Annotated in this window: 21 protein-coding genes; 4 read left to right on the forward strand and 17 right to left on the reverse strand. The window is 70.9% G+C overall.

Going from position 1 to position 26,120, the window contains the following annotated elements; translation table 11 throughout:
* Positions 1 to 2: 2 nt before the first annotated feature.
* The 14 genes from GWK16_RS01670 to tssA form a co-directional block, all read right to left on the reverse strand.
* Positions 3 to 719, reverse strand: a complete 717-nt coding sequence (locus GWK16_RS01670; protein ID WP_170052233.1) for a YopT-type cysteine protease domain-containing protein — start codon at positions 717 to 719, stop codon at positions 3 to 5.
* A gap of 85 nt (positions 720 to 804) precedes the next feature.
* Positions 805 to 1,791 (reverse strand): hypothetical protein, encoded by a 987-nt coding sequence (locus GWK16_RS01675; RefSeq protein WP_170052234.1) that lies wholly within the window; start codon positions 1,789 to 1,791, stop codon positions 805 to 807.
* 10 nt (positions 1,792 to 1,801) lie between these two features.
* On the reverse strand, positions 1,802 to 2,461 hold the full coding sequence (locus GWK16_RS01680; RefSeq protein ID WP_170052235.1) for an OmpA family protein: 660 nt from the start codon (positions 2,459 to 2,461) through the stop codon (positions 1,802 to 1,804).
* Positions 2,462 to 2,525: 64 nt separating this feature from the next.
* Positions 2,526 to 3,989, reverse strand: coding sequence for a class I SAM-dependent methyltransferase (locus GWK16_RS01685; RefSeq protein ID WP_170052236.1), 1,464 nt, complete (start codon positions 3,987 to 3,989; stop codon positions 2,526 to 2,528).
* A 46-nt stretch (positions 3,990 to 4,035) separates the two neighbouring features.
* Positions 4,036 to 5,538 carry a methyltransferase regulatory domain-containing protein gene (locus GWK16_RS01690; RefSeq protein ID WP_170052237.1) on the reverse strand — a complete coding sequence of 501 codons (1,503 nt, stop codon included), beginning with the start codon at positions 5,536 to 5,538 and terminating at the stop codon, positions 4,036 to 4,038.
* A 30-nt stretch (positions 5,539 to 5,568) separates the two neighbouring features.
* On the reverse strand, positions 5,569 to 7,071 hold the full coding sequence (locus GWK16_RS01695) for a methyltransferase regulatory domain-containing protein (RefSeq protein ID WP_170052238.1): 1,503 nt from the start codon (positions 7,069 to 7,071) through the stop codon (positions 5,569 to 5,571).
* A gap of 52 nt (positions 7,072 to 7,123) precedes the next feature.
* On the reverse strand, positions 7,124 to 8,302 hold the full coding sequence (gene tssG, locus GWK16_RS01700) for a type VI secretion system baseplate subunit TssG (protein ID WP_170052239.1): 1,179 nt from the start codon (positions 8,300 to 8,302) through the stop codon (positions 7,124 to 7,126).
* On the reverse strand, positions 8,299 to 10,125 hold the full coding sequence (gene tssF, locus GWK16_RS01705; protein WP_170052240.1) for a type VI secretion system baseplate subunit TssF: 1,827 nt from the start codon (positions 10,123 to 10,125) through the stop codon (positions 8,299 to 8,301). Before tssF ends, tssG begins: the two co-directional genes overlap by 4 nt.
* Before the next feature lie 4 nt (positions 10,126 to 10,129).
* Positions 10,130 to 10,624, reverse strand: a complete 495-nt coding sequence (tssE, locus tag GWK16_RS01710; RefSeq protein WP_170052241.1) for a type VI secretion system baseplate subunit TssE — start codon at positions 10,622 to 10,624, stop codon at positions 10,130 to 10,132.
* 16 nt (positions 10,625 to 10,640) lie between these two features.
* The gene (locus GWK16_RS01715) at positions 10,641 to 11,426 is read right to left on the reverse strand and encodes a type VI secretion system accessory protein TagJ (protein ID WP_170052242.1); all 786 of its coding nucleotides are present in this window, start codon (positions 11,424 to 11,426) and stop codon (positions 10,641 to 10,643) included.
* A complete protein-coding gene (gene tssC / locus GWK16_RS01720) occupies positions 11,423 to 12,955 on the reverse strand; it encodes a type VI secretion system contractile sheath large subunit (RefSeq protein WP_338144371.1) in 1,533 nt (510 codons plus the stop codon). The genes GWK16_RS01715 and tssC (GWK16_RS01720) overlap by 4 nt, the downstream gene beginning before the upstream one ends.
* 63 nt (positions 12,956 to 13,018) lie before the next feature.
* Positions 13,019 to 14,512 carry a type VI secretion system contractile sheath large subunit gene (gene tssC, locus GWK16_RS01725; protein WP_170052244.1) on the reverse strand — a complete coding sequence of 498 codons (1,494 nt, stop codon included), beginning with the start codon at positions 14,510 to 14,512 and terminating at the stop codon, positions 13,019 to 13,021.
* A 4-nt stretch (positions 14,513 to 14,516) separates the two neighbouring features.
* Positions 14,517 to 15,020, reverse strand: a complete 504-nt coding sequence (gene tssB, locus GWK16_RS01730; protein ID WP_170052245.1) for a type VI secretion system contractile sheath small subunit — start codon at positions 15,018 to 15,020, stop codon at positions 14,517 to 14,519.
* 127 nt (positions 15,021 to 15,147) lie between these two features.
* Complete coding sequence (gene tssA / locus GWK16_RS01735; protein WP_170052246.1) at positions 15,148 to 16,278, reverse strand: type VI secretion system protein TssA; 1,131 nt, start codon at positions 16,276 to 16,278, stop codon at positions 15,148 to 15,150.
* Between the two features lie 190 nt (positions 16,279 to 16,468).
* Between tssA and tssH the strand changes: the two genes are divergently transcribed.
* The 4 genes from tssH (at position 16,469) to GWK16_RS01755 (ending at position 20,705) form a co-directional block, all read left to right on the forward strand.
* Positions 16,469 to 19,105 carry a type VI secretion system ATPase TssH gene (tssH, locus tag GWK16_RS01740; protein WP_456306749.1) on the forward strand — a complete coding sequence of 879 codons (2,637 nt, stop codon included), beginning with the start codon at positions 16,469 to 16,471 and terminating at the stop codon, positions 19,103 to 19,105.
* Between the two features lie 70 nt (positions 19,106 to 19,175).
* On the forward strand, positions 19,176 to 19,649 hold the full coding sequence (locus GWK16_RS01745; RefSeq protein WP_170052248.1) for an Hcp family type VI secretion system effector: 474 nt from the start codon (positions 19,176 to 19,178) through the stop codon (positions 19,647 to 19,649).
* A 113-nt stretch (positions 19,650 to 19,762) separates the two neighbouring features.
* A complete protein-coding gene (locus GWK16_RS01750) occupies positions 19,763 to 20,242 on the forward strand; it encodes a type VI secretion system tube protein Hcp (protein WP_170052249.1) in 480 nt (159 codons plus the stop codon).
* A gap of 4 nt (positions 20,243 to 20,246) precedes the next feature.
* Positions 20,247 to 20,705, forward strand: coding sequence for a type VI secretion system tube protein Hcp (locus GWK16_RS01755; protein ID WP_170052250.1), 459 nt, complete (start codon positions 20,247 to 20,249; stop codon positions 20,703 to 20,705).
* 12 nt (positions 20,706 to 20,717) lie between these two features.
* On the opposite strand, the gene GWK16_RS01760 is transcribed toward GWK16_RS01755, so the two are convergent.
* The 3 genes from GWK16_RS01760 to tssM are packed head-to-tail and all read right to left on the reverse strand — an operon-like array spanning position 20,718 to position 26,118.
* Positions 20,718 to 21,431 carry a PP2C family protein-serine/threonine phosphatase gene (locus tag GWK16_RS01760; RefSeq protein ID WP_170052251.1) on the reverse strand — a complete coding sequence of 238 codons (714 nt, stop codon included), beginning with the start codon at positions 21,429 to 21,431 and terminating at the stop codon, positions 20,718 to 20,720.
* On the reverse strand, positions 21,428 to 22,675 hold the full coding sequence (gene tagF, locus GWK16_RS01765) for a type VI secretion system-associated protein TagF (protein WP_170052252.1): 1,248 nt from the start codon (positions 22,673 to 22,675) through the stop codon (positions 21,428 to 21,430). The genes GWK16_RS01760 and tagF overlap by 4 nt, the downstream gene beginning before the upstream one ends.
* Positions 22,654 to 26,118, reverse strand: a complete 3,465-nt coding sequence (gene tssM / locus GWK16_RS01770; RefSeq protein ID WP_170052253.1) for a type VI secretion system membrane subunit TssM — start codon at positions 26,116 to 26,118, stop codon at positions 22,654 to 22,656. The genes tagF and tssM overlap by 22 nt, the downstream gene beginning before the upstream one ends.
* Between the last annotated feature and the right edge of the window lie 2 nt (positions 26,119 to 26,120).

Raw genomic sequence — 26,120 nt, forward strand, 5'->3', positions numbered from 1 at the left:
GCTCAGTTCCGCGCCTTGCCGAAATCGAGCAGGTAGTAGGCGTTGAACTCGTCCCGGTAGCCCGAGATCCGCCAGAAATCCTTCATGAAGGCTTTGAATTTCGCGCGGGTGTCGAAGTAGAACTCGCCGAAATTGGGGTCGAAGAAGCAGACGTCGCGGCTGCCGACATAGGTGCAGAGCGCATGGCCGCCGGCCGGCCCCAGGATCGAGACCAGCACATAGAAGTTCTGCCCGTTCCACTGGTCGGGATCGAGGTCGCGGGCAATGCGCATCCCCATCGCCTGGCCGCTGCGATACGCGTGCGGGCGCGTCATCCCGGCCCGCGCCATGCGACGGCGGACCACGCCGTAGAGGGCGAGGTACTTCTCCGTCACGACGTCCTGGAACAGCATGTCGCCCTGCCCCGCGCCGGGCCGGACCGTCGGATTGAAGGCCGCGCTGCCAGGGGCCGCGACGCTTTCGGCGAAGTTGATCATCAGGTTGGCGATCATCGCCGGGCGAACGTTCATCGTTCCCGGCGTGCAGAGCCAATTCCACACGGAACGGTCGTTCGCGTGCTCGGCGATCCACTTCGCGCACAACGCCTGGCAGATGCCGCCCGCGGTCGCCGGCAGGGCGCGGATCAGCGTGGCCGTCGGCTCGAGGCACTGGGAGAAGGGGATGTACGCGCCGCCGGCCTTGGTCGCCATCTCGCGGACGCGCTGCACGAACTCCCTCATGCCGCATGGGTCCCGCGCTGGGGCGGTCCGGGGTCGGTTGCGGTTCCGGCCGGACTCCCGCCGCCCATGCGTCGACGCCTTCGGGTCAGAGCGGCGCGCGCGCGCGCAGCGCGGTCCGCAGTTGCTCCGCCCGCGCCTCGGTCAGCCCGGCATGCATCGGCGTGAAGAAGCGCGCATCCGGCGTGAAGAGCAGATAGGCCATCGCCTCGTTCATCATCACCTCTTCCAGCGCGGGGTCGTAGCCTTCCCGCTCGAGGAAGGCGCGGAACGCCGCGCGCTCCTGCTCGGTGAAGACCTCGCGCCAGACCTTGGCGACGTGTTCGGCGAATTCGGTATTGGTGAAGAAGTGCCCGTGGCCGATCTCGTGGTTGAGGATCGCGCGGCGCATCGTCGGATCGACGCGGGATTCCAGACCCGGCACGGAGATGATGGCGAAGTCGCCGGGCGCGGGGACGAGGCCGCGCAGCCGCTGCACCTCCTGCCGCAGGCGTTGCTCGGAGGGGTTGAGCGCGATCGAGTCGCGGTCCGCCAGCATGAAGAAGCGCTCGAGGTCGCGACCGCGGTAATTGTGCCCGTAGTAGTAGGTCGCCGCGGTATCGCCGCTGCGCGCGATGGCCGCGGCCAGCGCGGCATCGTCGAGCAGCCGGTCGCGAGGCTGACCCACCTTCTCCACCAGCGCGGCAACGCGGTTGAAGGTCGCTGCCTGGGCGTCGAGATCGGGAAAGTCGAAGACGAAGACCCGAGGATTTTCCGCGAGGCGGAACAGGGTCGGCGCCGTGGCGCGGTGACCGAAGATCGCATCGGCCGCGGCCAGACGCGGTGTCGTCTCGGCCGGCGTGGGCGGTGGCGGCTGGACGACCGCGGGCCCTTCCGGCTTGGCCGGCGTTTCCGGCGCCCCGGACCGGAGCCAGTACCAGGCCCCTGCCCCGGCGACGCCGGCTGCCACGACCGCTCCGGCCGCGACCAGGGTCAAGGTCCGGCCATGGGATCCCGGCCGGGCCACGGAGGCACCGGCCGAGGATGCGACCGCCTGGGGTCGCGGCAGGACGACCGTCGCGTCCGGGTCGGTCATGCGCCCGCCGTCAGCTGCCGATGTTGACGACCTGGACGCGCCGGTTGCGCGCGTTGGACGTCCCGTCGGGCGTCGGGACCAGCAACTGCGTCTCGCCAAGGCCGACGGCCTCGAGACGACCGGGGTTCACCCCGAACTTGTTGATCAGGTACTCGCGCACCGCCGCCGCGCGGCGTTCGGAGAGCGCTTGGTTCGACCCGGCGTCGCCGACCGTGTCGGTGTGGCCCTCGATCCGGAAGCGGAAGGCGGAGAGGTCCTGCGAACTCAGCGCGCGGCCGAGCGGCGCGAGGGCGCGTTCCGCTTCCGGCGTGAGCACCGCGGAGCCCGTGGCGAACATGACCGTGATCGAGGCCGACGGCGCGTCGGACGTCGTCTCGCGCACCGGCGGGCGGACCACCGCCTGGGTCGGACGCGAGCTGCTGGTGGCGCCGGGGGACACCGTCGGCGCGCCGGGGCCGGCGACGGCCGCGGGCGGCTGGCTCGGCGTGGTGGGCTGCGTCGTGCCTTCGGAAGCGCCAGGGACTCGGATGCCGCGGGTCTGGCCGCCGGCCTGCGGACGCAGGCGCTCGATCAGCTGCAGCGCCGCGGGATCGGACTGCGCCAGGGCGCCGGGCGCCCCGGAGAACAGCGCCAGCGCGGCGGCACCGGCGAGAAGCAGCGAGCGGGTCATGATGATCCCTCCTTCGATGACGTTATGCGTATCACGGGTGCGTGGGGTGCGCATCCGAAGCGGTTCACAGTCGAAAGATATCACGCCAGGCCCCGGCATGGCGCGTCAGCAGTGAGTCAATCTCCGCCACGGATCGGCCCAGATGGGCGGCGAGGCGATCCGCTTCGGCCGGCACGCCGGACTGCAGCGCGACGAGAAGCGACAGCGTCGAAACCGGCACGCCGATCGCGCCCCCCAGCGACGGCGCAACGGCACCGAGCGGCCGGGGGCCGGCCAGGGACTCGCCCCCGAAGCGGCGCAACATCACGGCATTGCAGCGCGCCGCCCGCGCATGGCCCGCGGCATGCAGCGGCGCGTCGCGCCACAGCGGCACCGCGATGCGGCTGTCGAGCAGCATCACCGCGATGTCGGCCGCGGACAGCCCGCTGCGCGCCGCGAGGTCGCCCAGCCGGACCGGTCCAGCCGCGAGCGCAGCCAGGATCGCCTCCGCCGGCGGCCCTTCCAGCGCAAGGGGTCCCCGCTGCGTCGTCACCTCGATCCGCGGGGTGGGGGGCAGCTCGATGCCCGCGAAGACGATCCCCGGCAGCGCGGTCAGGCCGCCGGTCCGCCGCCCGCGCACGAAGATGTCGCTGCGGAAGCGTCGTTCGAGGAGGACATCCGCCGCCGTCTCCTGCGTCATCGACGGGACGAGCCCGTCGAGGATCGCGCGCTGGTCCGCGCGCAGTTGCAGGGCGGGCGCGCTCACGCCCGGTCGCGCAGTGCCCCCATATTCGAGCCCGGCGGCGGCGAGGTCGCGCGCCAGGTCGGCATGGAACACCGGACGCCAGAAGGGCGTGAACCATTCATGCGCCATGTAGGCTGGCGCCTCGCGCGCAGTCGCGATGATCTGTTCCAGCACGCCGCGCCGCGGCAGGTATGGGCATCCCATGTCGCGCAGATGTTCGAGCATTGCGAGGCCTGCGGCGGCCTGGCCCGCCTCCCCGCCCGAGGCCCGACGGGACGCCTCGAACAGCAGGCGCTGCAGAGCGATGCAGTCGGCATAGCCCGGCAGGGCGTTGTAGCCGACCAGCAGAAGCCCGCCCGGTGCCAGCCGCGCGCGCAGCAGCCGCACGATGCCCTCGCGTACCGCGTCCGGCACCCAGGTCCAGACGCCGTGGCAGATCACGACGTCGACCGGCGGCAGCAGGCGCTCCCAGGCCGCGGCGTCGAGCTCGGCAAGGTCGGCCTCGATGAAGCGCGCGTTGGCGAGGCCCGCTTCCGCGGCGACCTCCTCCGCCTCGGCGACATGGACCGGCTGAAGGTCGAGGCCGATCACGTCCCAGCCCGGATTCGCCGCGGCCAGCAGGCAGGCCGTGAGACCGCGTCCGCACCCGATGTCGAGCACCGTCAGACGGTCGCGGTCCGGCGGATTCCAGGCCGTATCGGCCAGCGCGAGCGCCAGGTGCAGCCGCGCCGGCGATGCCGATTCCTGATAGGCCGCGATGTAGCGCAGATGCGCCGCGCCGTAGCGGTCGCGGGCGTCGGTCATGCGCGGTCCCGCCGGTGCGTTCGTGGCGCTCCGGAGGGGCCGCCGGTCATACGACGCCGAGGGCCCGCCAGGCGCCGAGGTACAGCGCCAGGGTGCCGTTGACCTCCTCCCGCAGCGCGGCCACGGCCGGCGCGTCGTCCGGATCGGGCGCGAGGTCGCGAGCGAGGAGATCGGCATCCGCCGGCACGCCCGATTGCAGCGCGACGACGATCGCGAGGTTCGTGCCCGACAGCGGGAAGGCGCTGCCGAAGGCGTGGCAGACCGCGCCGAGCGGCGAATTGGCCGCCGCGGCTTCGACCGCGAAGTGCCGCGCGAGCGCCGCGTTGCAGCGCGCCGCGCGCGCGGCGATCGCCGGATCGTCCGACGGGTCGCGCCACAGCGGCAGGGCGGTGCTGGTGTCGGCCAGCATCACCGCGATGTCGGGCAGCGTCAGGTCTGTCATGCCCGGCAGCGCGCCGAGTTCGGCCAGCGTCCGCGGACCCTGCGCCAGCGCTTCGAGCAGCGCGCGCTGCTGCGGTTCCGGCAGGCCCGCCTGGCCGGCCTGGGTGGGCAGGCGCATCGTCGCATGATCGGGGTTGCCCGCCATGGCGAAGCGGATCTCGCCCAGTCGCCGTCGCCCGCCCGGCCGGCGTCCGCGCACGAAGATGTCGGTGCGGAAGCGGCGGTTGAGGAACAGGTCGTAGGTCGTCTCCGGATGCATCCACTCCGGCAGGCTGTTGCGCATCTCCTGCTGCTGCGGGCGCAGCTGCAACTCGGCCATGCCGGTCGAGGCCCGCGCCGGTCCCCCGAATTCGAGACGCGCGGCCGCCAGGTCCTTCGCCAGGTCAGCATGGAAGACCGGTCGCCAGAATCCGGTGAACCATTCATGCGCCATGTAGGCCGGCGAGACGTTGCCCAGGCCGATGATGCCGTCGAGCACCTTGGGTGGCGGCAGATACGGCGAGCCGAGCTCGCGCAACTGCTGCAGCACCGCAAGCGCGTGGCGACCGCGCTCCGCCTCGGTACCCGGCACGCCCCGCACCGCTTCGTGCAACAGGCGCTGCAGCACGATCGCGACCGAGAAGCCCGGCAGCGCGTTGTAGCCCATCAGCACCAGGCCGCCAGGGCGGACACGGGACTTGAGCAGGGCGACGATCCCCTGCCGCACCACGTCCGGCACCCAGGTCCAGACGCCGCGGCAGATCACGATGTCGACCTCGGGCAGCAGGCGGGCGGCGCGCGCCTCGTCGAACTCCGCAAGGTCCGCTTCGATGACGCGCAGGTTCGACAGGCCCGCCTCGGCCGCGATCTCCCGCGCCTCGGTGACATGCGCCGGCTGCAGATCCAGCCCGATGACGTCCCAGCCCGGATTGGCCGCGGCGAGCAGCAGCGCGGTGGTGCCCCGCCCGCAGCCGATGTCGAGCACCGTCAGCCGGTCGCGGTCGCGCGGTTCCCATTCGGTGTCGGCGATGGCGAGCGCCAGGTGCAGGCGTGCCGGCGAGGCGTAGGGATCGAAGTCGACGATGTAGCGGACATCGGCGGCGCCGTAGCGGGCGGTCGCGTGGGTCACGTCGGGGCTCCCTGCCTGCCGTGCATCGCCTCAGACCACGCCCAGGGCACGCCAGGCCCCGAGATGGTGGGTCAGCGTCGCCTCCACCGCCTTGCGCACCGTGGCGACGGCGTCCGGATCGTCGCGCCGCGGCGTGAGCCGCCGGGCGAGCGCCTCGGGGTCCGCAGGCACGCCGCCCTGGATGGCCGCGATGACCGCGAGATCCGCCATGCCGAGCGCGAAGGCGCTGCCCAGCGCCGGCACCACGGCGCCGAGCGGCGCCTTGCTGGCGAAGGCCTCGCGTCCGAGGCGCCGGGCGATGACGTGGTTGCAGCGGGCCGCACGCGCCGCGAAGGCCGGATCGTTCGGGATGTCGCGCCAGAGCGGATGGGCGGTGAACGTATCGAACAGCATCAGCGCGACATCGGCCTCGGTCAGGCCCGCACAGGCCGGCAGCGCGACCAGGTCGCGCACCCGCTGCGGCCCGGCCGCCAGCGCGCCGAGGATCGCCTGCTCGGCTGCCTCGCCGAGATTGGCCACGCCGGTCTGCGTCCCGATGCGCATCACGGCGTGTTCCGGGTTCACGCCGAGCGCGAAGCGGATGTCGCCCAGCGTCTGCCGCCCGCCGGGGCGGCGCCCCCGGATGAAGAGGTCCGACCGGAAGCGCCGTTCGAGGAAGGCATCCCCGACCGTCTCCGGATCCATCGTCGCAGGCAGCTGCGCCATCGCGTCGCGGCGCGCCGGGTCCAGGTTCAGGTGCAGCAGGCTCGCCGCCGGTCGCGCCGGCCCGCCGTAGTCGAGCCGCGCCGCCGCGAGATCGCGCGCCAGGTCCGCGTGGAAGACCGGCCGCCAGAAGGGCGTGAACCATTCATGCGCCATGTAGGCCGGCGCCGTGCGCGCCGCCTCGATCACGTGGCTGAGGACCTTCGGGTGCGGCAGGTAGGGCGAGCCGGAGTCGCGCAGCTGCTCGAGCACCGCGAGTGCCGCGGCGCCCTTCTCGGACTCGCTGCCCGCCACGCCCTCCGACACCTCGTACAGGATGCGCTGCAGGACGATGCAGTCGGCGAAGCCCGGCAGGGAGTTGTAGCCCATGAGCACGACGCCGCCGGCGCGCAGGCGCGACTTCAACAGGGTGACGATGCCCTGGCGCACCGGATCGGGCACCCAGGTCCAGACGCCGTTGCAGATGACGATGTCGACCTCGGGCAGCAGCGCCGCGCTCGATTCCTCGTCCAGCTCGGCGAGGTCGGCTTCGATGAAGCGGGCGTTGTCGAGGCCGGCCTCGGCGGCGATCTCGCGCGCCTCGGCGATGTGAACCGGCTGCAGGTCGAGCCCGATCACGTCCCAGCCCGGATTGGCCGCGGCCAGCATGCAGGACGTCAGCCCACGCCCGCAGCCGATGTCGAGGAAGGTCATCCGTTCCCGGTCGGGCGGGTTCCACAGCGTGTCGTGCAGCGCGAGGGCGACCTGCACGCGCGCGGGCGAGATGTCCGGATCGAAGGCCGCGACGTAGCGGATGTCGGCCGCGCCGTAGCGCGTCTTGGCGTCGGACACGGGAAGGCTCCTCAGTCGCGCGGCCCGGCGCGACGATCGCGGGCGAGAGGGATCAAACGACCTCCCGCGGTTCGAACACGGCGTCGCGCGCATCGACGGTGCGGGCGCGCGAGGTGCCGCTCCAGCTCGACCAGCCGAGGCGGGCGCCCCCGCCGGCGCGCGCCGGCGGCACCTCGTCCTTCTTCAGCACCAGGTTCACCGCGAAGGAGGTGTCGGGGCCGACGAAAAGCCGGGCGAGCTGCGTCACCGTGAGCCAGGCGGGCGTACCGGGCAGCAGCGCCTCGAATTCCTTCTGCGTCAGCGGGCCGAAGCGGATGATGAAGCGGGCATGCGGATCCCAGACCTGGGCGCCGGCCACGGCCGAGACGCCGAGGGCGGCGTGCTGCACGGGCCCACGCCCGCGCGGCATGCGGGTCTGCTCGGTGGCCGGCAGGCGGATGTAGCCGCCCGCGAATTCCTCGATCTCGACGCGCCGACCGGTCTCGGCCTCGAGCATGGCGCGCAGGCGTTCGGCGCTGCGGGTGCGGGAGGCGAGGTTGCCGGCATGGAAGAGCAGATCCTCCGGCGGGACCTTCATGCGCCCTTCGTGGAAGGGCGTGCCCATGCCGATCGCCGCCGACAGGGCGCGCGCCGTCGGTTCGGCGTTGCGCGTCGGGCGATACTTGGCGCCAGCCTTGGCATAGAGCCCGACCGCCCGGCGCGCGAGCATGTCGAGGAAGGCGTGCAGCGCCGTCGAGCGCTTGCGCTGCTCCGCGGCGACCAGCGCCGTGTGGTGGCGCGGCAGCACGCCCCCCGACCCGACCAGGCCGAAGGTGCCGAGCGTCAGTTCCCCATCTTCCGGCTTCGCAGCCACGACCGGGCCGCCCGGCATCGACAGCCGCGGCGCGCTCCGCAGGCGCAGTTCCTCCGGCGCGTCGGGATTGCTGCGCGAGGCGGCGATCGTGACGGCGAAGGCCTGATCGAGGTCGAAGCGCGACGGGTCGCGGCGCAGCCGATCCACCGGCGGCACCGGGTTGAGCGACGGCGAGGCCGGCGGTTCGGGCGGGGGCCGGGCCGCGGCCGCTTCCTCCTCGGTCGCGACCGACAGCGCCTCGAGGTCCGGCAGGCTCGCGGGCGGCTCCGGTGGGACCTCAACCGGCTCCTCCGCCGGCGGCGGGCCGGGCTGGGCCTCCTCCGGCGCGGCGCCCGGGGGATCCTCGACCGGCGGCTGGGGTGTGCCGGGGTCGCTCACAACAGCGTCCGCGTGCCGCTCCGCGGGGCGAAGCGGGCAACGATGCCGGGACGCCCGCGCAGCGCGACCATGGTGCGCGAGAACGCGTTGACCGAGACCTGCAGCGCGAGGAAGCGCTCGAGCACCTGCGCCAGCGGATACAGGCCCGCCGACACCCAGGCCTGCTGGTCGAAGGTCAGCGTGACATCGAGGCCGCGCGCGAAGGCCCCCGCGCGCCCGCCCGGCAGCCGCGCGACGCCGGGCTGCGTGTCGACGGAGACGAGGGCGGCGAGGGCCGCGCGCGTCTCCGCCGTGTCACGCAGATCGTGCAGCCGGAGGATCTCGCGCAGGGCGGCCGCACCGTTCTCGCCGCCCGTCACCGACAGATGGTTCAGCGCGAGATGGGAGATGAGCCGCCAGGCGCCGCGATCGTTCAGCCCCGGCCGCAGGGTGGGCGTCGGGGGGGACAGGCAGTCGACCCCTGACAGCGGCATGCCGCCCTGCGAGACGCGCAGGCGGGGCTGGCCCGCACCGAAGGGCAGCAGGACCGGCAGGTCGCGATTGCAGCACAGTGCCTCGACCGTCAGCACGCCCTCGGCGGGGCGCAGCGGGTCGAAGGCGGCGTCGCGCAGCTCGATCCAGGTCTGCGTACCGGTGATCGGCGGCGTCGCGCCGCGGCGGAAGGTGACGTAGTTCGCGGAGGCGACCTCGTCGGCGTCCTCCTCCTCCCGACCCAGCCGATAGAAGGGCAGGACGGGACGCCGCTGGCCGTCCGGCCGGCTCTCGCGCACCTGTTCGATGGCGTAGATCTCGAGCGCTGTCGGGCGCCGCGCATCCGGCACGACCATCCATTCGGCCTGCGTGCCGTCGAGCGAGATGGGCTCGCAGCGATGCGGAAAGATGTTGATGGCCGGCGTGCAGCCGATAACCAGGTTCTCGACCGCGAGGGTCCGCTCCAGTTCCGGCATCGCGCGGGAGAGATAGATGAAGATCTCGATCTTCCCGCTGTCCTGCGAAAGCGTCCGCGCCTCGAGGCCCGTGAGGTCGATGTAGAGGAACTTCTCGGGGAAGGCGAACCACTCGGTCAGCATGCGGTAGCCCGCGAAGGCGCGGCGCGGCCAGGGCAGCGCGGCCTCGTTCTGGTCGTAGCCGGCCGGCTGCAGGCATTCCGGTCCGAGCAGGGTCGGCTTCGGATCCGCGGGTCCATCGGCCACCGCGAGGCCGAGCGTCGAGGTGCAGAGCAGTTCGTGCAGCAGCGAGGGCATCGCCCCGACGCCGCGAAGATGCAGCCGCAGGCGATCGAGACCGACCTTGGCGAATGGCAGGTCCGGCGCCGTCGTCCGCAGCACGAGCCGCAGGCACGCCATGGCCCCCTGCACCCGATTGTTGGCAGGGGCTGCGATGGGCTGGCCCGACAGGCGCACCGATTCGATCGCGACCGGCCAGATCGTGACGTCGTGGCAGGTGGTGAAGCGCACCGGCTCGCCGCGCACCGGGTCGGTCTCGAGCATCAGGCCGCGCGGCACGTGCACCGGCCCGGTGGCGTCGGGCGGCGGGCTGAGCCTCAGCGTCGTCATCGAGGGCACCGGCGCCAGCAGGTGCGGCGAGAGCATCTCGAGCAGCGTTTCGCTGAACTCGGGCAACTCGTCGTCGAGGCGTTGCTGGACCCGCGCGGCAAGGAAGGCGACGCCTTCGAGCAGGCGCTCGACATAGGGGTCGTCCACCGCCTCGGGCGTGACGCGCAGCCGGGCGGCCACCTTGGGATAGGCGTCCGCGAATTCGCCCGCGGCCTTGCGGATCGCGGCGAGTTCCCGGTTGTAATAGGGCAGCAGGCTTTCGGACATGGCCCTACCTGCCTTCGTTCACCGCGACGTCAAGCGTCGTCGGACGCACCAGGGTCTCGAAGGAGATCTGCTCGGGCACCGGGTCGGTCCGCAGGATGGCCTCGATCCGCAGGCGCAGCACGCGGTCCACCGCGTCCCGCTCGTCCTTGCGCAGCTGCACCTTGATGTTGGTCAGGCGCGGCTCGAAGCGCGCGATGGTCGCCTGGATCTCGCGCGAGATGGCGTTGCGCCGCTCCTCCTCGGTGAAGGATCCCGCGGTCGGATCCGGCACGCCGTAGCCGACCGGGGAGAGCACCAGTTCGGACAGCCCCGTATCCGGCGGCAGCCGCCGCCGACGCGCGTTCAGCAACGCCTCGATGTCGCGGCGGACCGCGAGGCGCAGCTGCTCGATGGCGAGCGACTGCGACAGCGGCGGATCCCGCGGGCTGTCGGGATCGGCGTCGAGCAGCCGATCGAGCAGCGGCAGGCGGATCCGCGGACTGGTGCGTGTGTCGCTCATGGCCGGATGGCGTACCTCAGTCGAAGGCGATCTCTTCAAGCTCCGTCAGGGTCTTGGAGTCCTCGCCGATCAGGAATTCGCGCATGCCGATGCCGCGGACAAGCCCGCCCTCGTCCTGCCATTCCGTCCCGCGGCCGAGGCGGAGCGGATTCGGCATGTCCTTCGACGTCCAGCCGTAGATGGACGGCAGGTAGACCACGCCCTCCTGGCCGTCCTTCATCTCGATGGTGCAGCGGCGCCAGAACAGGTCGCGCGGCCGCTTCGGCGCGTCGAAGGACAGCATGCGCAGGCGCTCGGTCGGCACCCACATGTACTCCCCGCCGGCGGTGATCACCTCGATCATCGCGGCGAAGACGTCATCGGCGTCGCGGAAATCGTCGAAGGCGACGCCATCGATCTTGCCGGTGACGCGCGGGCGCAGCGTCTCGACCTCGGCCGATGCAGCGGCGGCGCCTGCGCCGTCTCCGGCGCGCAACAGCGTGATCGCCTGGGCCGCGGCCTTCTGCGCATCCGTCGGGTCCTCGCCCTGGAACTTCGGCACGCGGCCATCGAGCAGCACCTGGCGGCGGACCACCTCGCCGCGAATGAGCTGCCGGAACTCCATCACGGTCGGGGAGGGGTTGTCCTCGATCACTGCATCGAGGGCGCGGTCGGCGCGCTCGAACTCACCCGCGAAGCAGAGCATCTCGGCCAGCAGCCAGCGCGGCCCCGGTTCGCGCGGGGCAGCCTTGACCGCCGCCGTCGCCGCCGCGACCGCCCCTTCGATGTCGCCCGCCTTGAATGCGTCGCCTGCCGTGCTCATGCTGCTTGCCTCGCCGCCTGGAGATCCGTGACGAGGCGGAAAGCCGCCCCCACCTCGTCCAACTGATAATGCGGCTGCAACTGGATGATGCAGCCGAAGACTCCCGGTTGCCCGGGCTTTTCCCTCACCTCGACCCGCGCGTCGCGCAGCGGGTACCTGGCCCCCTGGTCGCCCGCGGCGGAGGAAACATTGGTGAAGCCCTGCAGCCACTTCTGCAGGCGCCTCTGGATTTCGTCATGCGTCTTGAAGGAGCCGACCATGTCGCGGCCCATCAGCTTCACGCAATGGGCGAAGCGGCTGACGCAGAGCATCGCGTTGAACTGCGCCGACAGGCGCTGGTTCGCATTGGCGATCGTCGCCCCGTCCCCGGTCTGGCGCGGGGGACGGTGGATCGACGGCACCGCCGCGAAGGTCGCCTCCGGCAGGAGTTCGAGCCCGATGAAGGGTACCAGCCCGTGCTCGACCGCCTGGCGTTCCTGCTCGTCCGTCAGCGCGACCTCGACCGGCGGGCGCAGCGGACCGGTGCGCGGGTCACCGGACAGGCGCTCCGACGGCAGGGCATCGACCACGCCGCCCATAGCCTCCCGCGAGATGGCCGCGCCGCGCACATCCGCCGGCCAGGACGACCGCGCGAAGGCGCGGATCGCCGCGGAGGCCAGAGCGAAGCCGGCATTCATCCAAATGCGGGACGCGGAATCCGGGGCATGTTCGCGATAGCGGAACCCATCCGCCCGCGTCGCATCGTCCGGCCAGGGCGAGCGCGCCAGGGCCCGCGGCAGCACCACGGACAGGAAGCGCGTATCCTCGCGTCCCTGCAGCGAGCGCCAGCGGTTGCGATCGTTGGAGCGCAGCACGTCCGTCAGGTCCGCGGCCGCGCCCAGCCCCGTCCAGGCATCGAAGCCCAGCAGCGCCGGATGGGCCGCGATCACCGCCGGCGCGAAGGCGGCCGCGGCGACGGCCGACAGGCCATCCAGCGCGGCCACGTCGTCGGTCGGGCTGCCCGGCCCCGGGGCGTGACGGATCTCGTAATCGGCCAGGATCATCCCGAAGGGTTCGCCGCCCGGCGTGCCGAACTCCCCCTCGTAGATCATCTTGAACAGGTTGGACTGGTCGAATTCCAGGGCGCGCTCGAAGTCGCGGCAGATCTCGGCCCACCGCACCGTCAGCAGGCGCACCTTGATCCGCGAGCCAAAGGGCACGCGGTCGAGCAGCCATGCGACGCCGCGCCAGGATCCCTCGAACCGCCGGACCCGGTCGTGATGAAGGACCCGATCGAGCTGGGTGCCGACCATCCGGTCGAGCGCCGCGATGTCGCGGTCCACCGCTTCTTCGAGGCGCGCGATCGCACGGCGGCGCCCGGCGGCGCTGCCGTCGTGGCGCAGCATCAAGGCCAGATTGGGTCCGAACCACTCCTGGAGGGCCGCGGCCGCCGAAGGTTCGGCGATGAAGGCCGCGATCCGCTCCGCACCCTCGGCGCCGGCGCCCTGGCCAAGGAATTGGCCAGAGCGGACAACCGCCCGGAGGGGCACGGGCGGTTCAGGTCCGGTGTTCTGCGGCATGGCGCCGCACCCCCCTGCCCCGCCCGGCCGTGATCACGCCTTCTGCGGAATGCGCGCGACCATGCGCATGGAGGTCGAGAGTTCCTCCATCTGCAGCCACGGGCGGAGATAGGCCACGGCGTTGTAGACGCCAGGCTTGCCCGGCACCTCCTTCACCTCGATCTTCGCCTCGCGCAGCGGGTACTTCGCCTTCATCTCCTGGCCGGCATTGGCGTTGGAGTTGACGTAGTTCTTGATCCAGCGGTTCAGCCAGACCTCGACGTCGCTCGCCTCCATGAAGGAGCCGATCTTGTCGCGCGCCATCACCTTCAGGAAGTGGGCGAAGCGGCTGGTCGCCATGAGGTACGGCAGGCGGGCGGAGATGGCGGCGTTCGCCGTCGCTTCCGGCCGGTCGTACTTCTTCGGCTTCTGGACCGACTGCGCGCCGAAGAACACGGAGTAGTCGGTGTTCTTGTAGTGGCAGAGCGGCAGGAAGCCGAGGCCCGAGAGCTCCGCCTCGCGACGGTCGGTGATGCCGATCTCGGTCGGGCACTTCGTGTCGCTGTCGCCGTCGTCCGAGGTGAAGACGTGCGTCGGCAGGTTCGACACCTTGCCGCCGCCCTCGGCACCGCGGATGGCGACGCAGAAGCCGTACTGGGCGAAGGCGTCGGTCAGACGCGCGCCCATGACGTAGGCCGCGTTCATCCAGCAGTAGTCGTTGTGCTCCATCGCCTTCGGCTTGCCGGCGGCGTCGTACGGCGCTTCCTCGTAGTTGAACTCCTCGACCGGCACGGTCCCGGCGCCGTAGGGCAGGCGGGCGATGGTGCGCGGCATGACGAGGTTGAGGAAGCGCGCATCCTCGGTGTCACGGAGCGCGCGCCACTTGGTGTACTCGGCCGTCTCGAAGATCTTCGCGAGGTCGCGCGGCTTCGACAACTCGCGGTAGTCGTCCATGCCGAACAGCTGGGACGAGGCCGCCGAGATGAAGGGCGCGAAGGACGCGGCCGCGACGGAGGAGATGAGCCGCAGCGTCTCCATGTCGTCGGGGTGGTTGGTCCACTCGTAGTCGCCGATCAGCGCGCCGTAGGGCTCGCCGCCCGGCGTGCCGAACTCGTTCTCGTAGATCTTCTTGAACAGCTGCGACTGGTCGAACTCGACCGCCTTCTGCAGGTCGCGCGACAGCTCGCGCTTGCTCGCCTGCAGCATGCGCAGCTTCAGCGAGGTCCCGGTCTCGGAGTTCATGACCAGGTAGTGCAGCCCGCGCCAGGAGCCCTCGAGCTTCGAGAAGCGCTCGTGGTGCATCACCTTGTTGAGCTGCTCGCTGACCTTCTGGTCGATCGCGGCGATCGCGCGGTCGAAGGTCTGCTGCAGGTTGCGGCTGAAGGTGACGGTGCCCTTCAGCGCTTCCTCGGTCAGGGCCTTGATCAGGTCCTGCGCACGGTCCTTCTCGGTCTGCTTGGTGGCGCCGAGGACCTGGTCGAGGAGGCCAAGGCCGCCCTCGAGCTCGGTCGTCGTGGCGCCGGCGGCGGAGGTCTGGGACTCGCTCATGGTATCAGCCCTTCTTGTCGAGGCCGAGTTCGGCCGACAGCTTGTCGAGCTTGTCCTTGTCCTGGAGGACCTGCTCGAGCAGGCCTTCCAGCTCCTCGGAGCGATCGACCTTGGACATCAGGTCACGCAGCTTGGCGCGGGTCTCGAGCATCGCCTTCAGCGCCGGCACCTGCTCGGCGACGCGCTGCGGCTCGAAATCCTCGAGGCTGCGGAACTTCAGGTTCACCGCCATCTGGCTGCCGTCGCCGGCGAGCGTGTTGTCGACCTTGATGTTCAGGCCCGGCTGGATGCGCGCCATCACATCGTTGAAGTTGTCGCGGTCGATCTGGACGAACTTGCGCTCGGCCAGCGGCTTCAGGGGTTCGGTCGGATCGCCGGCGAAATCGCCCAGGATGCCGACGACGAAGGGCAGTTCGCGCTCGATCTGCGCGCCTTCGGTCTCGACTTCGTAGGTGATGTGGACGCGCGGCTTGCGGACCCGCGCGAGCTTGTCGTGCACGCTGCTCATGAAGAGGTTCCTCCTGCGGGCGAGGTCCGTGCCCAAGAAAAAGTTACGGTCGCGAAGGAGATTACGCAGGCCCCCGGACCGGGGTCAACGCATCTAGGTCACCATTCGCACCCCCCTGGACGGGGGGTCATTCGCCTTCCGTTACCCTGATGCCCAGGACGGTCAGCATCTTGGTCCGCGCAGCGGCATCCGGCAGGATTTCCGCCAGCAGTTCGATCAACGGCATGCGCGCGCGCCGCACGGCATCGTCGAGGACGAAGGCCAGCGGCGAGTGGGGTTCCGTCTTGCGGAAGAAGTTCGCGATGTCCTCGAGCTGCCGGATCGCGTCATCGCGCGTGCGCATCGCGCGGGGCGCTCCCGCCGCCATGGCGACGCCGCCGACGGCGGCGGCCCCTTCCTCTGCCCCGGCCTCGGCCATGGCTTCCTCCGGTTCGCCCTCGGTCGCCTCGGGCGGCGGGGCCCCGGCGATGGCGGTGCTGATGTCGATGATGGCGGACAGGGCCTCGGCGACGCGGCGCGTCGACGGGGCGTCGGAGCCGAACTTCTCCGACAGCACGGCGTCCATCGCGGTCCAGGCCTTCAGCGCGCTGCGCGCCTCGATCCCGACGCCGCGCAGGTAGGGCACGTCGGCCCGCGCCTCGTTCTGCAGGGCGTCGAACTCCGGCACGCCCGACTTGATGCGCTGTTCCTTGCGCGCCTTGTCGGCGATGCCGGCGGTCTCCTCGGACCGCTGCCAGGTGAACAGGTCGCAGGGCGATCCGTCGGCACGCCGGAACAGCGTGTAGCGGCGGATCGACGCCATCAGCGTCCCGTCGGCGCCATCCCCGGACAGGCCGCCGATCGGCGCGGCGCGGCCGTCGATCCCGTCCTCCCCGTCCAGCCGCGGCAGGCCGTTGTCCCAGTATTGCTGGCAGAGCCCGCTGATCAGGGCGGCGGAATCGGTCAGACCCTTCAGGCCGTCGAGGCGGATGACCGCCTCCGCCATCCAGGCCGCGATCTCGAAATCCTTGGCCTTCGAACCCAGGCAGTCGATGCCGAGCGACTTCACCTGCCGCCAGGCGCCCTGGATCGTCGCCGGATTGGCGTCGGGGTCGCCGCCATCCATCAACCGCTCGCCGGCGCGGGCGTCGTTCCGCTGCGTCCGGATGCGCTGGTAGATCGAGGTGGGTGAATAGTCTTCCCTGATGTCCTCGCCAGCGCCGTCGCCGGTTCCGAGCGGCGCCAACAGCGCCTCTACGTCGAGCACCCCTTCCGCCATCCTCAACTCCCGTGTGATGCCCCTCACCCCACCGTCCGTGGGGCCGATGCGGATCACGCTAGCACGCTGGACTCGTTTCGCACGCCCCCCTAACGTTTCAAGCGCGGACGGGGGGCCGTGCCGCGCAGCATATAGACACAGGGATGCGCCTGGCATGGTTGCGATCGACCTGAAATCTCTCGTCGGCCGAATGAACGCGCTTACGCGGCGACAACTGGAAGCGGCAGCAGGGCTGACGTTGTCCCGTACACATTACAACGTTGAAATCGAGCACGTGCTGCTGAAGCTCGTCGAGACCTCGGGGTCCGATGTCTCGGCGGTGCTGCGCAAGGGCGGTGTCGATGCCGGCCGGGTGGCGAACGAGATCACCCGGGCCCTCGACAAGTTCAAGACGGGCAATGCCCGCGCGCCGTCCCTGTCCCCCGACATCGTCACCTGGCTGCGCGAGGCCTGGCTGCTGACCAGCCTCGAGAGCGGCAGCGCCAAGATCCGTTCGGGCCACCTGCTGGCGGCGTTGCTGAACGATGACACGCTCGGCCGCTCGGTGCGCGAGAGCGCGCCTTCGCTGCTGAACCTGCCGGCCGATGCGGTGCGGCGGAACCTAGGCGAGATGGCCGAGGGCAGCGAGGAGGCCGCCGAGGCGACGGCCGAGGCCGGCGCGCCCGGCGCCGGCGGCGCGCCCGCCGCGGGCGAGGCGCCGCGGGGCGGCGGCCCGCTCGACCAGTACTGCACCGAGCTCGTGGCGCAGGCCAAGGCGGGCAAGATCGACCCGATCCTCGGCCGCGACGGGGAAATCCGCCAGATGGTGGATATCCTGACCCGGCGCCGGCAGAACAACCCGATCCTCACCGGCGAGGCGGGCGTGGGCAAGACCGCGGTGGTCGAAGGCCTCGCGCTGCGCATCGCCGCCGGCGACGTGCCCGACGCGCTGAAGGGCGTGAAGCTCTACTCGCTCGACATGGGCCTGCTGCAGGCCGGCGCCGGCGTGAAGGGCGAGTTCGAGAACCGCCTCAAGGGCGTCATCGACGCCGTGAAGTCCTCCCCGACGCCGATCGTGATGTTCATCGACGAGGCGCACACGCTGATCGGCGCCGGCGGCGCGGCCGGGCAGAACGACGCGGCGAACCTGCTGAAGCCCGCGCTGGCCCGCGGCGAGATGCGCTGCATCGCCGCCACCACCTGGGCCGAATACAAGAAGTACTTCGAGAAGGACGCGGCCCTGACCCGCCGCTTCCAGGTGGTGAAGGTCGAGGAGCCCTCCGAGCCGCTGGCCGCGGCCATGCTGCGCGGCCTCGTCGGCACGCTCGAGAAGCACCACGGCGTGCGCATCCTCGACGAGGCGATCACCCAGGCGGTCAAGCTCTCGGCCCGCTACATCCCGGCGCGCCAGCTGCCCGACAAGGGCGTCTCGCTGCTCGACACCGCCTGCGCGCGCGTCGGCATGTCCCAGGCGGCGATCCCCGCCCCGGTCGAGGACCGCCAGCGCCGCCTGTCGCTGATCGACACCGAGCTCGGCGCGATCGCGCGCGAGGAGGCGACGGGCGCCGACCACAAGGTCCGGCGCGAGGCGCTCGAGCAGGAGCACGCCAAGGTCTCCGCCGAACTCTCCGAGGTGATGAACCGCTGGGAGGAGGAGAAGGCGCTGGTCGCGAAGATGCGCGACCTCCGCCACCAGATCGAGGCCGCGGCGGTGCCGATGCCCGGCCCCGACGGCAAGCCCGCCGAGCCGGTCGACGCCGAGGCGCTCAAGAAGGAGCTCGGCGAGACCGCCGAGGCGCTCAAGAAGCTGCAGGGCGAGGAGCCGCTGGTCTTCCCGGTGGTGGACGGCCAGGCGGTCGCCGACGTCGTCGGTACCTGGACCGGCATTCCGGTCGGACGCATGGTCTCGGACGAGATCCACACCGTCCTGAAGCTGCGGGACCACCTGATGGAGCGCGTGGTCGGCCAGGACCATGCGCTGGACGCGATCGCGCAGGCGATCCGCACCTCGCGCGCGGGCCTGACGGACCCGCGCAAGCCGATCGGCGTCTTCCTGATGGCCGGCACCTCCGGCGTCGGCAAGACCGAGACGGCGCTCGCCGTCGCCGACCTGCTCTATGGCGGCGAGCAGAACATGACGACCATCAACATGAGCGAGTTCAAGGAGGAGCATAAGGTCTCCCTGCTCATGGGCTCGCCCCCCGGCTATGTCGGCTACGGCGAGGGCGGCGTGCTGACCGAAGCCGTCCGCCGGCGTCCCTACTCCGTCGTCCTGCTGGACGAGATGGAGAAGGCGCATCCGGGCGTGCAGGACGTGTTCTTCCAGGTCTTCGACAAGGGCGCGATGAAGGACGGCGAGGGTCGCGACATCGACTTTCGCAATACCGTCATCATCATGACATCGAACGCGGGCACGGATGCGATCGACAAGCTCTGCGCCGATCCCGACCTCACGCCCGAGCCGAACGAGCTGCGCGAAGCGCTGATGCCCGAGCTGCTCAAGTCCTTCAAGCCGGCCTTCCTCGGCCGCACCAACGTCGTCATCTACTACCCGCTGAAGCCCGAGATCCTGAAGAAGATCGCGGGTCTCAAGCTGCGCAGCATCGGCAAGCGGCTGAAGGAATCCTACAACGTGCCGCTGCAGGTGGACGACGCGGTGATCGATGCGATCGTCGAGCGCTGCAAGGAAGTGTCCTCGGGCGCGCGCAACATCGACAACATCCTGAGCCGCACGGTGCTGCCCGAGCTCTCCGCGCGCATCCTGGAGCGCCTCGCGGAGGGGCATGAAATCCTTCAGGTGAAGGTGGGCATGAACGACGACGGGTCGTTCCGCTACGACGTCAACTGACGTATAGAATTGCTCACCAGGGCGCGGCGCGGTGCCGCTCCTCGGGGGCAGGATGGGAAAGGGACAGCAAATGCCGATTTTCGTTGATTACGAAGGTATCCCCGGCGAAGCGACGACCGAGGGCTACAAGAAGCAGATCGAGATCAACTCCTTCCAGCTCGGCGTCGGCCGCGGCATCGCCTCCGCGTACGGCCAGTCCACGCGTGAGAGCGGCATCGCCTCCGTCAGCGAGATCACCGTCACGAAGCCGTCGGACGGTTCCTCGCCGAAGCTCTTCGTCGCGGCGCTGACGGGCACGCTCGACAAGAAGGTGAAGATCTCCTTCGTCCGCACGGCCTCCGGCTCGGTGCAGACCTACATGGAGTACAACCTCGAGGGCTGCGGCATCTCGGGCTACAGCATCTCCTCGGGTGGTGACCGCCCGTCGGAATCGGTGTCCTTCAACTTCGACAAGATCGAGTTCAAGTACATGCTCGTCGGCGACAACCTGTCCGGCGAACCCGAGACGGTGTCCTACGACCTCTCGACCGGCAAGACCGGCTGACGCAGGCAGAGCCGGCCTCACCGGGCCGGCCACCGAGCGGCGTGCGACGATGCCGCCCGGAGCGATCCGGGCGGCATCTTTCATGAAGTGACCTGCCAGGGAGTCCGGCGGCGATGGCAATCTTCATGTGTTTCGAGGGGGTCAAGGCCGGCCCGCTCAAGGGCGAGGCCAAGGTGCCCGGAGACGTGCCGAAGGATCCCGCGTCCGGCGAGTGGATCGAGCTGTCGTCCTGCAGCTTCTCGGGCCAGCCGCACAGCCGGCTCGGCGCGAAGGTGGACACGTCGATCAACGTCATCCGCATCACCAAGGCGACCGACGGATCGAGCGTCGGGCTGCTGAACGAGCTGTTCTGGGGCGGGCCGAAGTGCAAGGCCACCATCGTGTTCATGCGCACCGACAGCGACGCGCCTGTCGAGTACATGCGCCTCGAACTCAAGGATGTCGGCGTCGTCGCCTGCCGTTGGGAATCGGGCACGGATCGGCCTGCTGAATCCTACGACCTCACCGTCGACGACTTCACCGTCGTGACCTGGACCTTCGAGGGTCAGGTCCGCGGCGCGCAGTCCGTCACCCAGATCATGAACAGGGTGTAAAGCCATGGCGGTCGTGATGAAGGTCTCCGGCCTGACCGGGGAGAGCAAGCTGGGCGAGCAGGAAGGCTGGCTGCCGATCGAAGGCTTCGAATGGGGTGCGACCCGCAACTACACCTTCACGCACGGGATGGCGCAGGTCCTCTCGGCCGCGCAACTGAAGGAAGCGGTCGTGCGGCGCCAGGCCGACAGCACCTCGGCGCAGCTCTGGATGCAGGTGACGAAGCAGGAGACGCTGAAGGTGCAGGTCCGGTGGCTGCGCCCCAAGGCGACCGAGGCCACGCATTTCCTCGAGGTCACGCTGACCAACGCGCGGGTGTCGTCCATCGAGGACGCCTCCGGCGGCGACCGTCCGATCGAGACGGTGAAGTTCTCCTACGAGGAGATCGAGTTCATCTACTTCGCGCTCGACGACAGCATCAACGCGGCCCAGCAGGTCGTGACCTACGAGCTGCCGAAGGGCTGAAGCAGCGCGGCTTCAATCCACGCAGGCGACCGCGACGACGCTGACATTGTCGCGCGCGCCGCGGCCCACCGCCTCGGTCACGATGGCGGTCGGGTCGCTGCCATTCGACAGCATGGCGCCGATCTCCGCCTCCGGGATGGTCTTGAACAGACCGTCGGTGCAGAGCAGGTAGCGGTCGCCTTCCATGATACGGCCCGAGACCTTGTCGAGCTCGAGTTCCCCATGGGCACCGACCGCGCGGGTGATGACGTTGGCCTGCGGATGGCTCTCGGCCTCTTCCTCCCGCAGCGCGCCCTGGTCGACCAGTTCCTGCACCAGGCTGTGGTCGCGCGTCACGCGCTGCAGGACGCCGCCGCGCAGCAGGTAGCCACGCGAATCCCCCGCCCACAGCATCGCGAAATGGTCCCCGCGCGCGAGCATCACGACGACCGTGGAAGCGACGATGCGTCCGGGCCCGCGCCGCTCGGCCTCGACCTGCAGCTCGTCATGGACCGTCATCAGCTTCAGCCGCACCTGCGCCAGCAGTTCGGCGGCGGACAGGCCCGGCGGGATGGTCTGGAGCGCGGCGATGATCGCCGTGGAGGCCACGTCCCCCGCGCCATGCCCGCCCGCGCCGTCGGCCACGGCCCAAAGGCCGATCTCCGGTCGGTCGAGCAGCGCGTCCTCGTTGCGAGGCCGCACGGCGCCGGGATGGGTGGCCGCATGGGATGTCAGACGCACGCTCATGCCTCGGCTTCCAGGAGGTAGGCAAAATCGTCGGGAGACGGCAGGCCATGGAGCGGCCAGACCATCGGCGGAACGCGCGACGCGCCGCGCGTCCACCAGCCACCGCCCTCGGGTGCCGGCGGCGCCGCGGCGCCATGGACGACGGCGGATGCCGCGTCGCCGGGCCACGCTTCGTCGACGGGGTCCGCGAAGCCGAGGAACTCGACGTCATCCGGAATCACGGGCGGCGCCGTGGCCTCCGGTGCCGGCACGGACTCCGGTGGCGCCGGCTCTGGCGCCGCCGCCATCAGCGTGGCCAGCGGATCGGGCCCATCGTCGTCGGACCATGAGGGCAGCGCCGCGACAGGCGGCAGGGGCGTCTCCGCGCCGCCGAGCAGCGCCTGGAGCGGGTCGGCAGGCGTATCCGCCGGCGCCGCCGCCTGGTTCGGCGCAGGCGTGGTCCCGAAGTCGCCCAGGAAGGCGTCGAAGGGATCAGGGGTCGCGGTCGGCGTCTCCCGGTCCGGTTCGCCGCCGAGCAGCATGGCGAGCGTCCCGTCGGCAGGTGGCGCAGGCGGCGCAGCGCCGCCGGCGAAGACCGACAGCACGTCGAGTTCGACAATGGAATCGGGGTCCGATCCCTTCCCCGCCGTCACGGGTCCCGTTCCGAGCAATGCCATCACGTCGTCCGGTGCCGACGGGGCGGCATCATGCGCGCCGGAGGTGTCGGCCTCATGTGCCATTGCGGCACCGGGCGGCTTGTCCCAGGCATCGTCCTGCGGCGCTCCGCCGCGGTCGGCATGCGGGGCAGTCGGTGCGAGGAGCGGGAAGGCCGTCGCAGCCGGAGGTCCGCCGGGCACCGGTATCGCCGCGGCCATGGCGTCGGCATCGGCCTGGCCGAACCGTCCGGCCAACGCCGCGCCTTCGAGCGCATCGAACCAGGCGTCGTCGGGCACGGCTGCGCCCACCGGCAACAGCGCCGCCAGCGTGATCGGAAAGCGGCGCCCCACCGTGTCGACACTCGGCAGCATCACGCCGGCCACGGCATCGGGCCCGCAGGCGCCGGCCGGCAGGGCGAAGCGCCAGGCCGGGGCGGCATCCCAGGCATCTTCCCAACGCGTTCCGAGCCCCATCCGCGCGCGGGACATCGCGGCCTGCAGCCACTCGTCCCACGGCGCGACGAAGGTCGACGGCAGGCCCCGGCGCACGAAGTCGCCATGCGCCGGCACCTTGCCGTAGAGGCCCGTCAGGGGGAGAAGGTCGGGCATCGGAACTGCTGGAGCGCGGCCAGGCCGAAGGGATGCTGGGAGCTCCCCGCGCGCAGTTCGAAGTCGATCGTCCTTTCCCCCTGTTGGACGCGAAGGCGCAGGCGCTCGGGCGACGGCCCGGCGGCCAGCGTGCTGTTGCGGCGCATGACGAGCCGCATCGCCGACCACGGCCCGTCATAGGCGAGCGGACCGACGGTGGACGGCGGATCGAAGGTCAGCGTCGTGTTGCCGCGCGCCGGCCAGGACATCGCGATCGGGCGGGCCGAACCGCCCTGCGCGATCTCCGTGCGCGTGCCCTCGAATTCGAGGATCGCCTGCGTCGCCCCCGGATCCATGCTGCGCGGCACCAGGTCGAAGCGCAGACCCAGCGAGGCGGCGGAGGGATAGAAGGCATCCCGGATCTGCGCCGCGCGCTGGAACTGCATCAGGTCCGCCGCGCTGATCGGCGGCGGCAGCCCATCGGTCGCCATCGGGCGCCACGGGTTCTGCGTCGTATCGACATACTGGCGGACATTCTGCGTGAAGAACTGGTCGAAGACGCCGCCGCGGCCGAACAGCCGGTTGAAGTCGTCGACCGGCAGGTCTTCCCCGTTGATGTTGAAGGGGAAGCGCTGGTCGAGCCCGCGGCAGGCCGGGGCAAGCTGCTGGGCCGCCGCCGCCGCGATCGCCGCCTTCGCCCCGCCGCCACGCGCGACGTTGGTCTGGGTGACCATCGCGTTCAGCCAGCGCTGGATCGGCTGCGGCTGGCGCGCCGCTTCCGCCTGCAGTCGCTGCCCGGGATCGAGCCCCGCCGGCTGCGCCGGCACAGTGCCGGGCGGCGCGGTGGCGAGGCGCTGCACCTGCACGAACAGGTCGTTGACGATGCGCAGCACGCCGTCGATCGGGTCGCCCGAGGCGGTGCGCAGCGCTTCGAAGCGCTGCTCGACGATGGCGGCGACGGGCTCGGCGCCGGTCGGCTCCTGCTGCTGCGGCGGCTGGCCGGGCTGCGGCGCGGGCCGCGGCTGACGACCGGGCGGCGCCCAGCCCTGCGGCGGCGTGCCGAGCGTCAACTGCCGCGAGATCGAGCGCAGCAGGTCCTTCACCGGCGAGTTCGGCGCGCCGAGGATGTTCAGCGCCTCCGCCTGTGCCGGCAGCGCGGGCGGCAGCGGGAGCAGGTTGATGTCGTCGAGCATGCGCTGCCACTGCCGGACGTATTCCTCGGCGTAGAGGCGCAGCACCTCCTGCTCCAGCCGCACCGGGTCGTCGGTGCCGAGGTTCGCTCCCTCCGGCCCGAGCACCCAGTATTCCGCGACACCCTGCCGCACCGCCTGGCCCAGCACGGGCAGCAACCCGCGATAGAGGCCATCGAGCGTGTAGAGCGCCGGCACGCCATCGGTCAGCGGCGCGCCGGAGGCCCGGGTGAAGTAGCGCTGGCCCGCCTGGCCGAGCGCATCGGACGGGCGCCAGGGCTGGACATTCGCCGCCGCCGCCGCGGTCTGCAGGCGGGACGCGACGCGGTCGGCCAGCGGCAGGCGCGAGAAGATGCGCCGCGACGCATCGACCAGCGCGCCATCCACCGGATAGCGGAGGAAGTTGCGCCCGATCGTCGCGTCGAGATGCGCCATCAGCGAATCCCGCACCGGCTGGTTCACCTGGCCGGGGAAGGTGCGCAGCCAGTCACGCGCGAACCAGGACTTCACGAGGTCGGCGTCGAGCGGCCCCTCCTGCCCCAGCATCAGATAGGCCCGCGTGGCGTCGTAGAGCTCGTCGGGCCGCTGGAAGGCGGCGCGCATCTCCTGCTCCAGCCGCGCGAGCAGCCGCGGCAGGAAGGACCGATCGAGCGCGCGGCGATAGGCGGCATTGGCGCCGGCGACGAGCTTGCCTTCCTGGCTCAGCCCGAGACCGCCGCCATCCCCGCGTGCCGCCGGCGGCAGGTCGCGCGCCGCGTCGAGGTAGGGAAGAACGCGGCGGAACTCGGCCTCGCTGATCCGTTCGAAGGGAATGCCCTGCGACGCCTGCTCGGCCTTCGCGACCTGCTCGGACAGCCGGCGCTCGCGCGCCTGCTCGTCGCTCCAGGACTTCCAGCCATAGAGGCCGCCGCCCAGCGTCACGAGGCCCGCGATCGACCACGCGGCAATGGCGACGACGCGCCGCCGCTTGTCCGCCTTGCGATCGCCGGAGGCGAGCCGCGCCTCGTTGAAGATGACGTCCTTCAGCAGCCTGGTGATGAAGTAGGCGCGGCCCTTCTGCTGCATGACCGCGGCCGGGCGGCGCGGGTCGAGGCCGAAGGAGCGCGACAGCGCGCCGGCCAGGCGGTCGAGCGGGCTGCCCTCCTGGGTGCCGGAGGTGAAGTAGACGCCGCGCAGCATCGGCGCGGGATCGAGCCGCGTGCCGCCGAAGGCCGCGGTGACGAAGGCCGTGAGCGGCGCCTCGAGCGAGGCGAACTGCGCCGGAAAACCTGCGAGCGCCGCGCGCTGCTGCGGCCCGCGTTCCTGCTGCAGCCGCTCGAGCATGCGGTCCTGCAGACGCGAGAGCAGCGCCTGGAACTCCTCGGCGAACTTCGAGACGGGGCCAATCTCGCTCGCCGTCTGCACCGGGAAGGTGAAGCCCCACACCTGCTCGCGCGCAGTCTTGTCGAGGTCGTCGTAGAATTCCATGAAGCCAGCCAGCAGGTCGGCCTTGCTGATCATGAAGTAGACCGGCAGGCGCTGGCCGAGCTTCTCCTCGAGCTCCTTGATGCGCCGGCGCACGGCGCGGGCATGCTGCTCACGCTCGGCGGGGCCGAGGCGGGAGATCATGTCCACGCCGAAGGTGACCATCACGCCGTTCAGCGGCAGGCGCGGGCGCGACTTCTTGAGCAGGTTGAGGAAGCGTTCCCACCCCGCCTTGTCGGCCGCCGCGTCGGAATCCTGGCTGGTGTAGCGGCCCGCCGTGTCAATCAGCACGGCGTTGTCCGTCAGCCACCATTCGCACAGACGGGTGCCGCCGACGCCCTGCAGCTTGCCGCCGTCGGTCAGCGGGAACTCGAGGCCGGAATTGGCGAGCGCCGTCGTCTTGCCCGAACCCGGCGGGCCGATGATGACGTACCAGGGCTGCTCGTAGAGAAAGCCGCCCTTCTTGCCCGAGGTCGCCTTCAGCTTGTCCAGCGCGGCGGTCAGCTTGTCGCGGAGCTCGGCCTCTTCCTCGGCCGCGCGGTCGGCGCCGGGATCGGGCTCGGCGATGCCCTGCACCAGCAGCGCATCCCGGCGCCGCTTGCGCCGGTCCATGATCCAGATGAAGCCGAGCACGATCACGAACAGGACCGCACAGAGGATCATCCGGTTGATCTCGCTCGCGAGCGGCGAGACGCCGTTCACCGTGAGCAGCGGCCCGAACAGCCAGATCACCGGCAGCAGAAGGCTCACGCCAGCCAAGGCAGCCAGCGCGCGACCCGACAGGAACGGGGCGAAGACCTGAAGGATCATGG

The organism is Neoroseomonas marina, from assembly GCF_012927745.1.
In the GTDB taxonomy this organism is placed as follows: Bacteria; Pseudomonadota; Alphaproteobacteria; order Acetobacterales; family Acetobacteraceae; genus Neoroseomonas; species Neoroseomonas marina.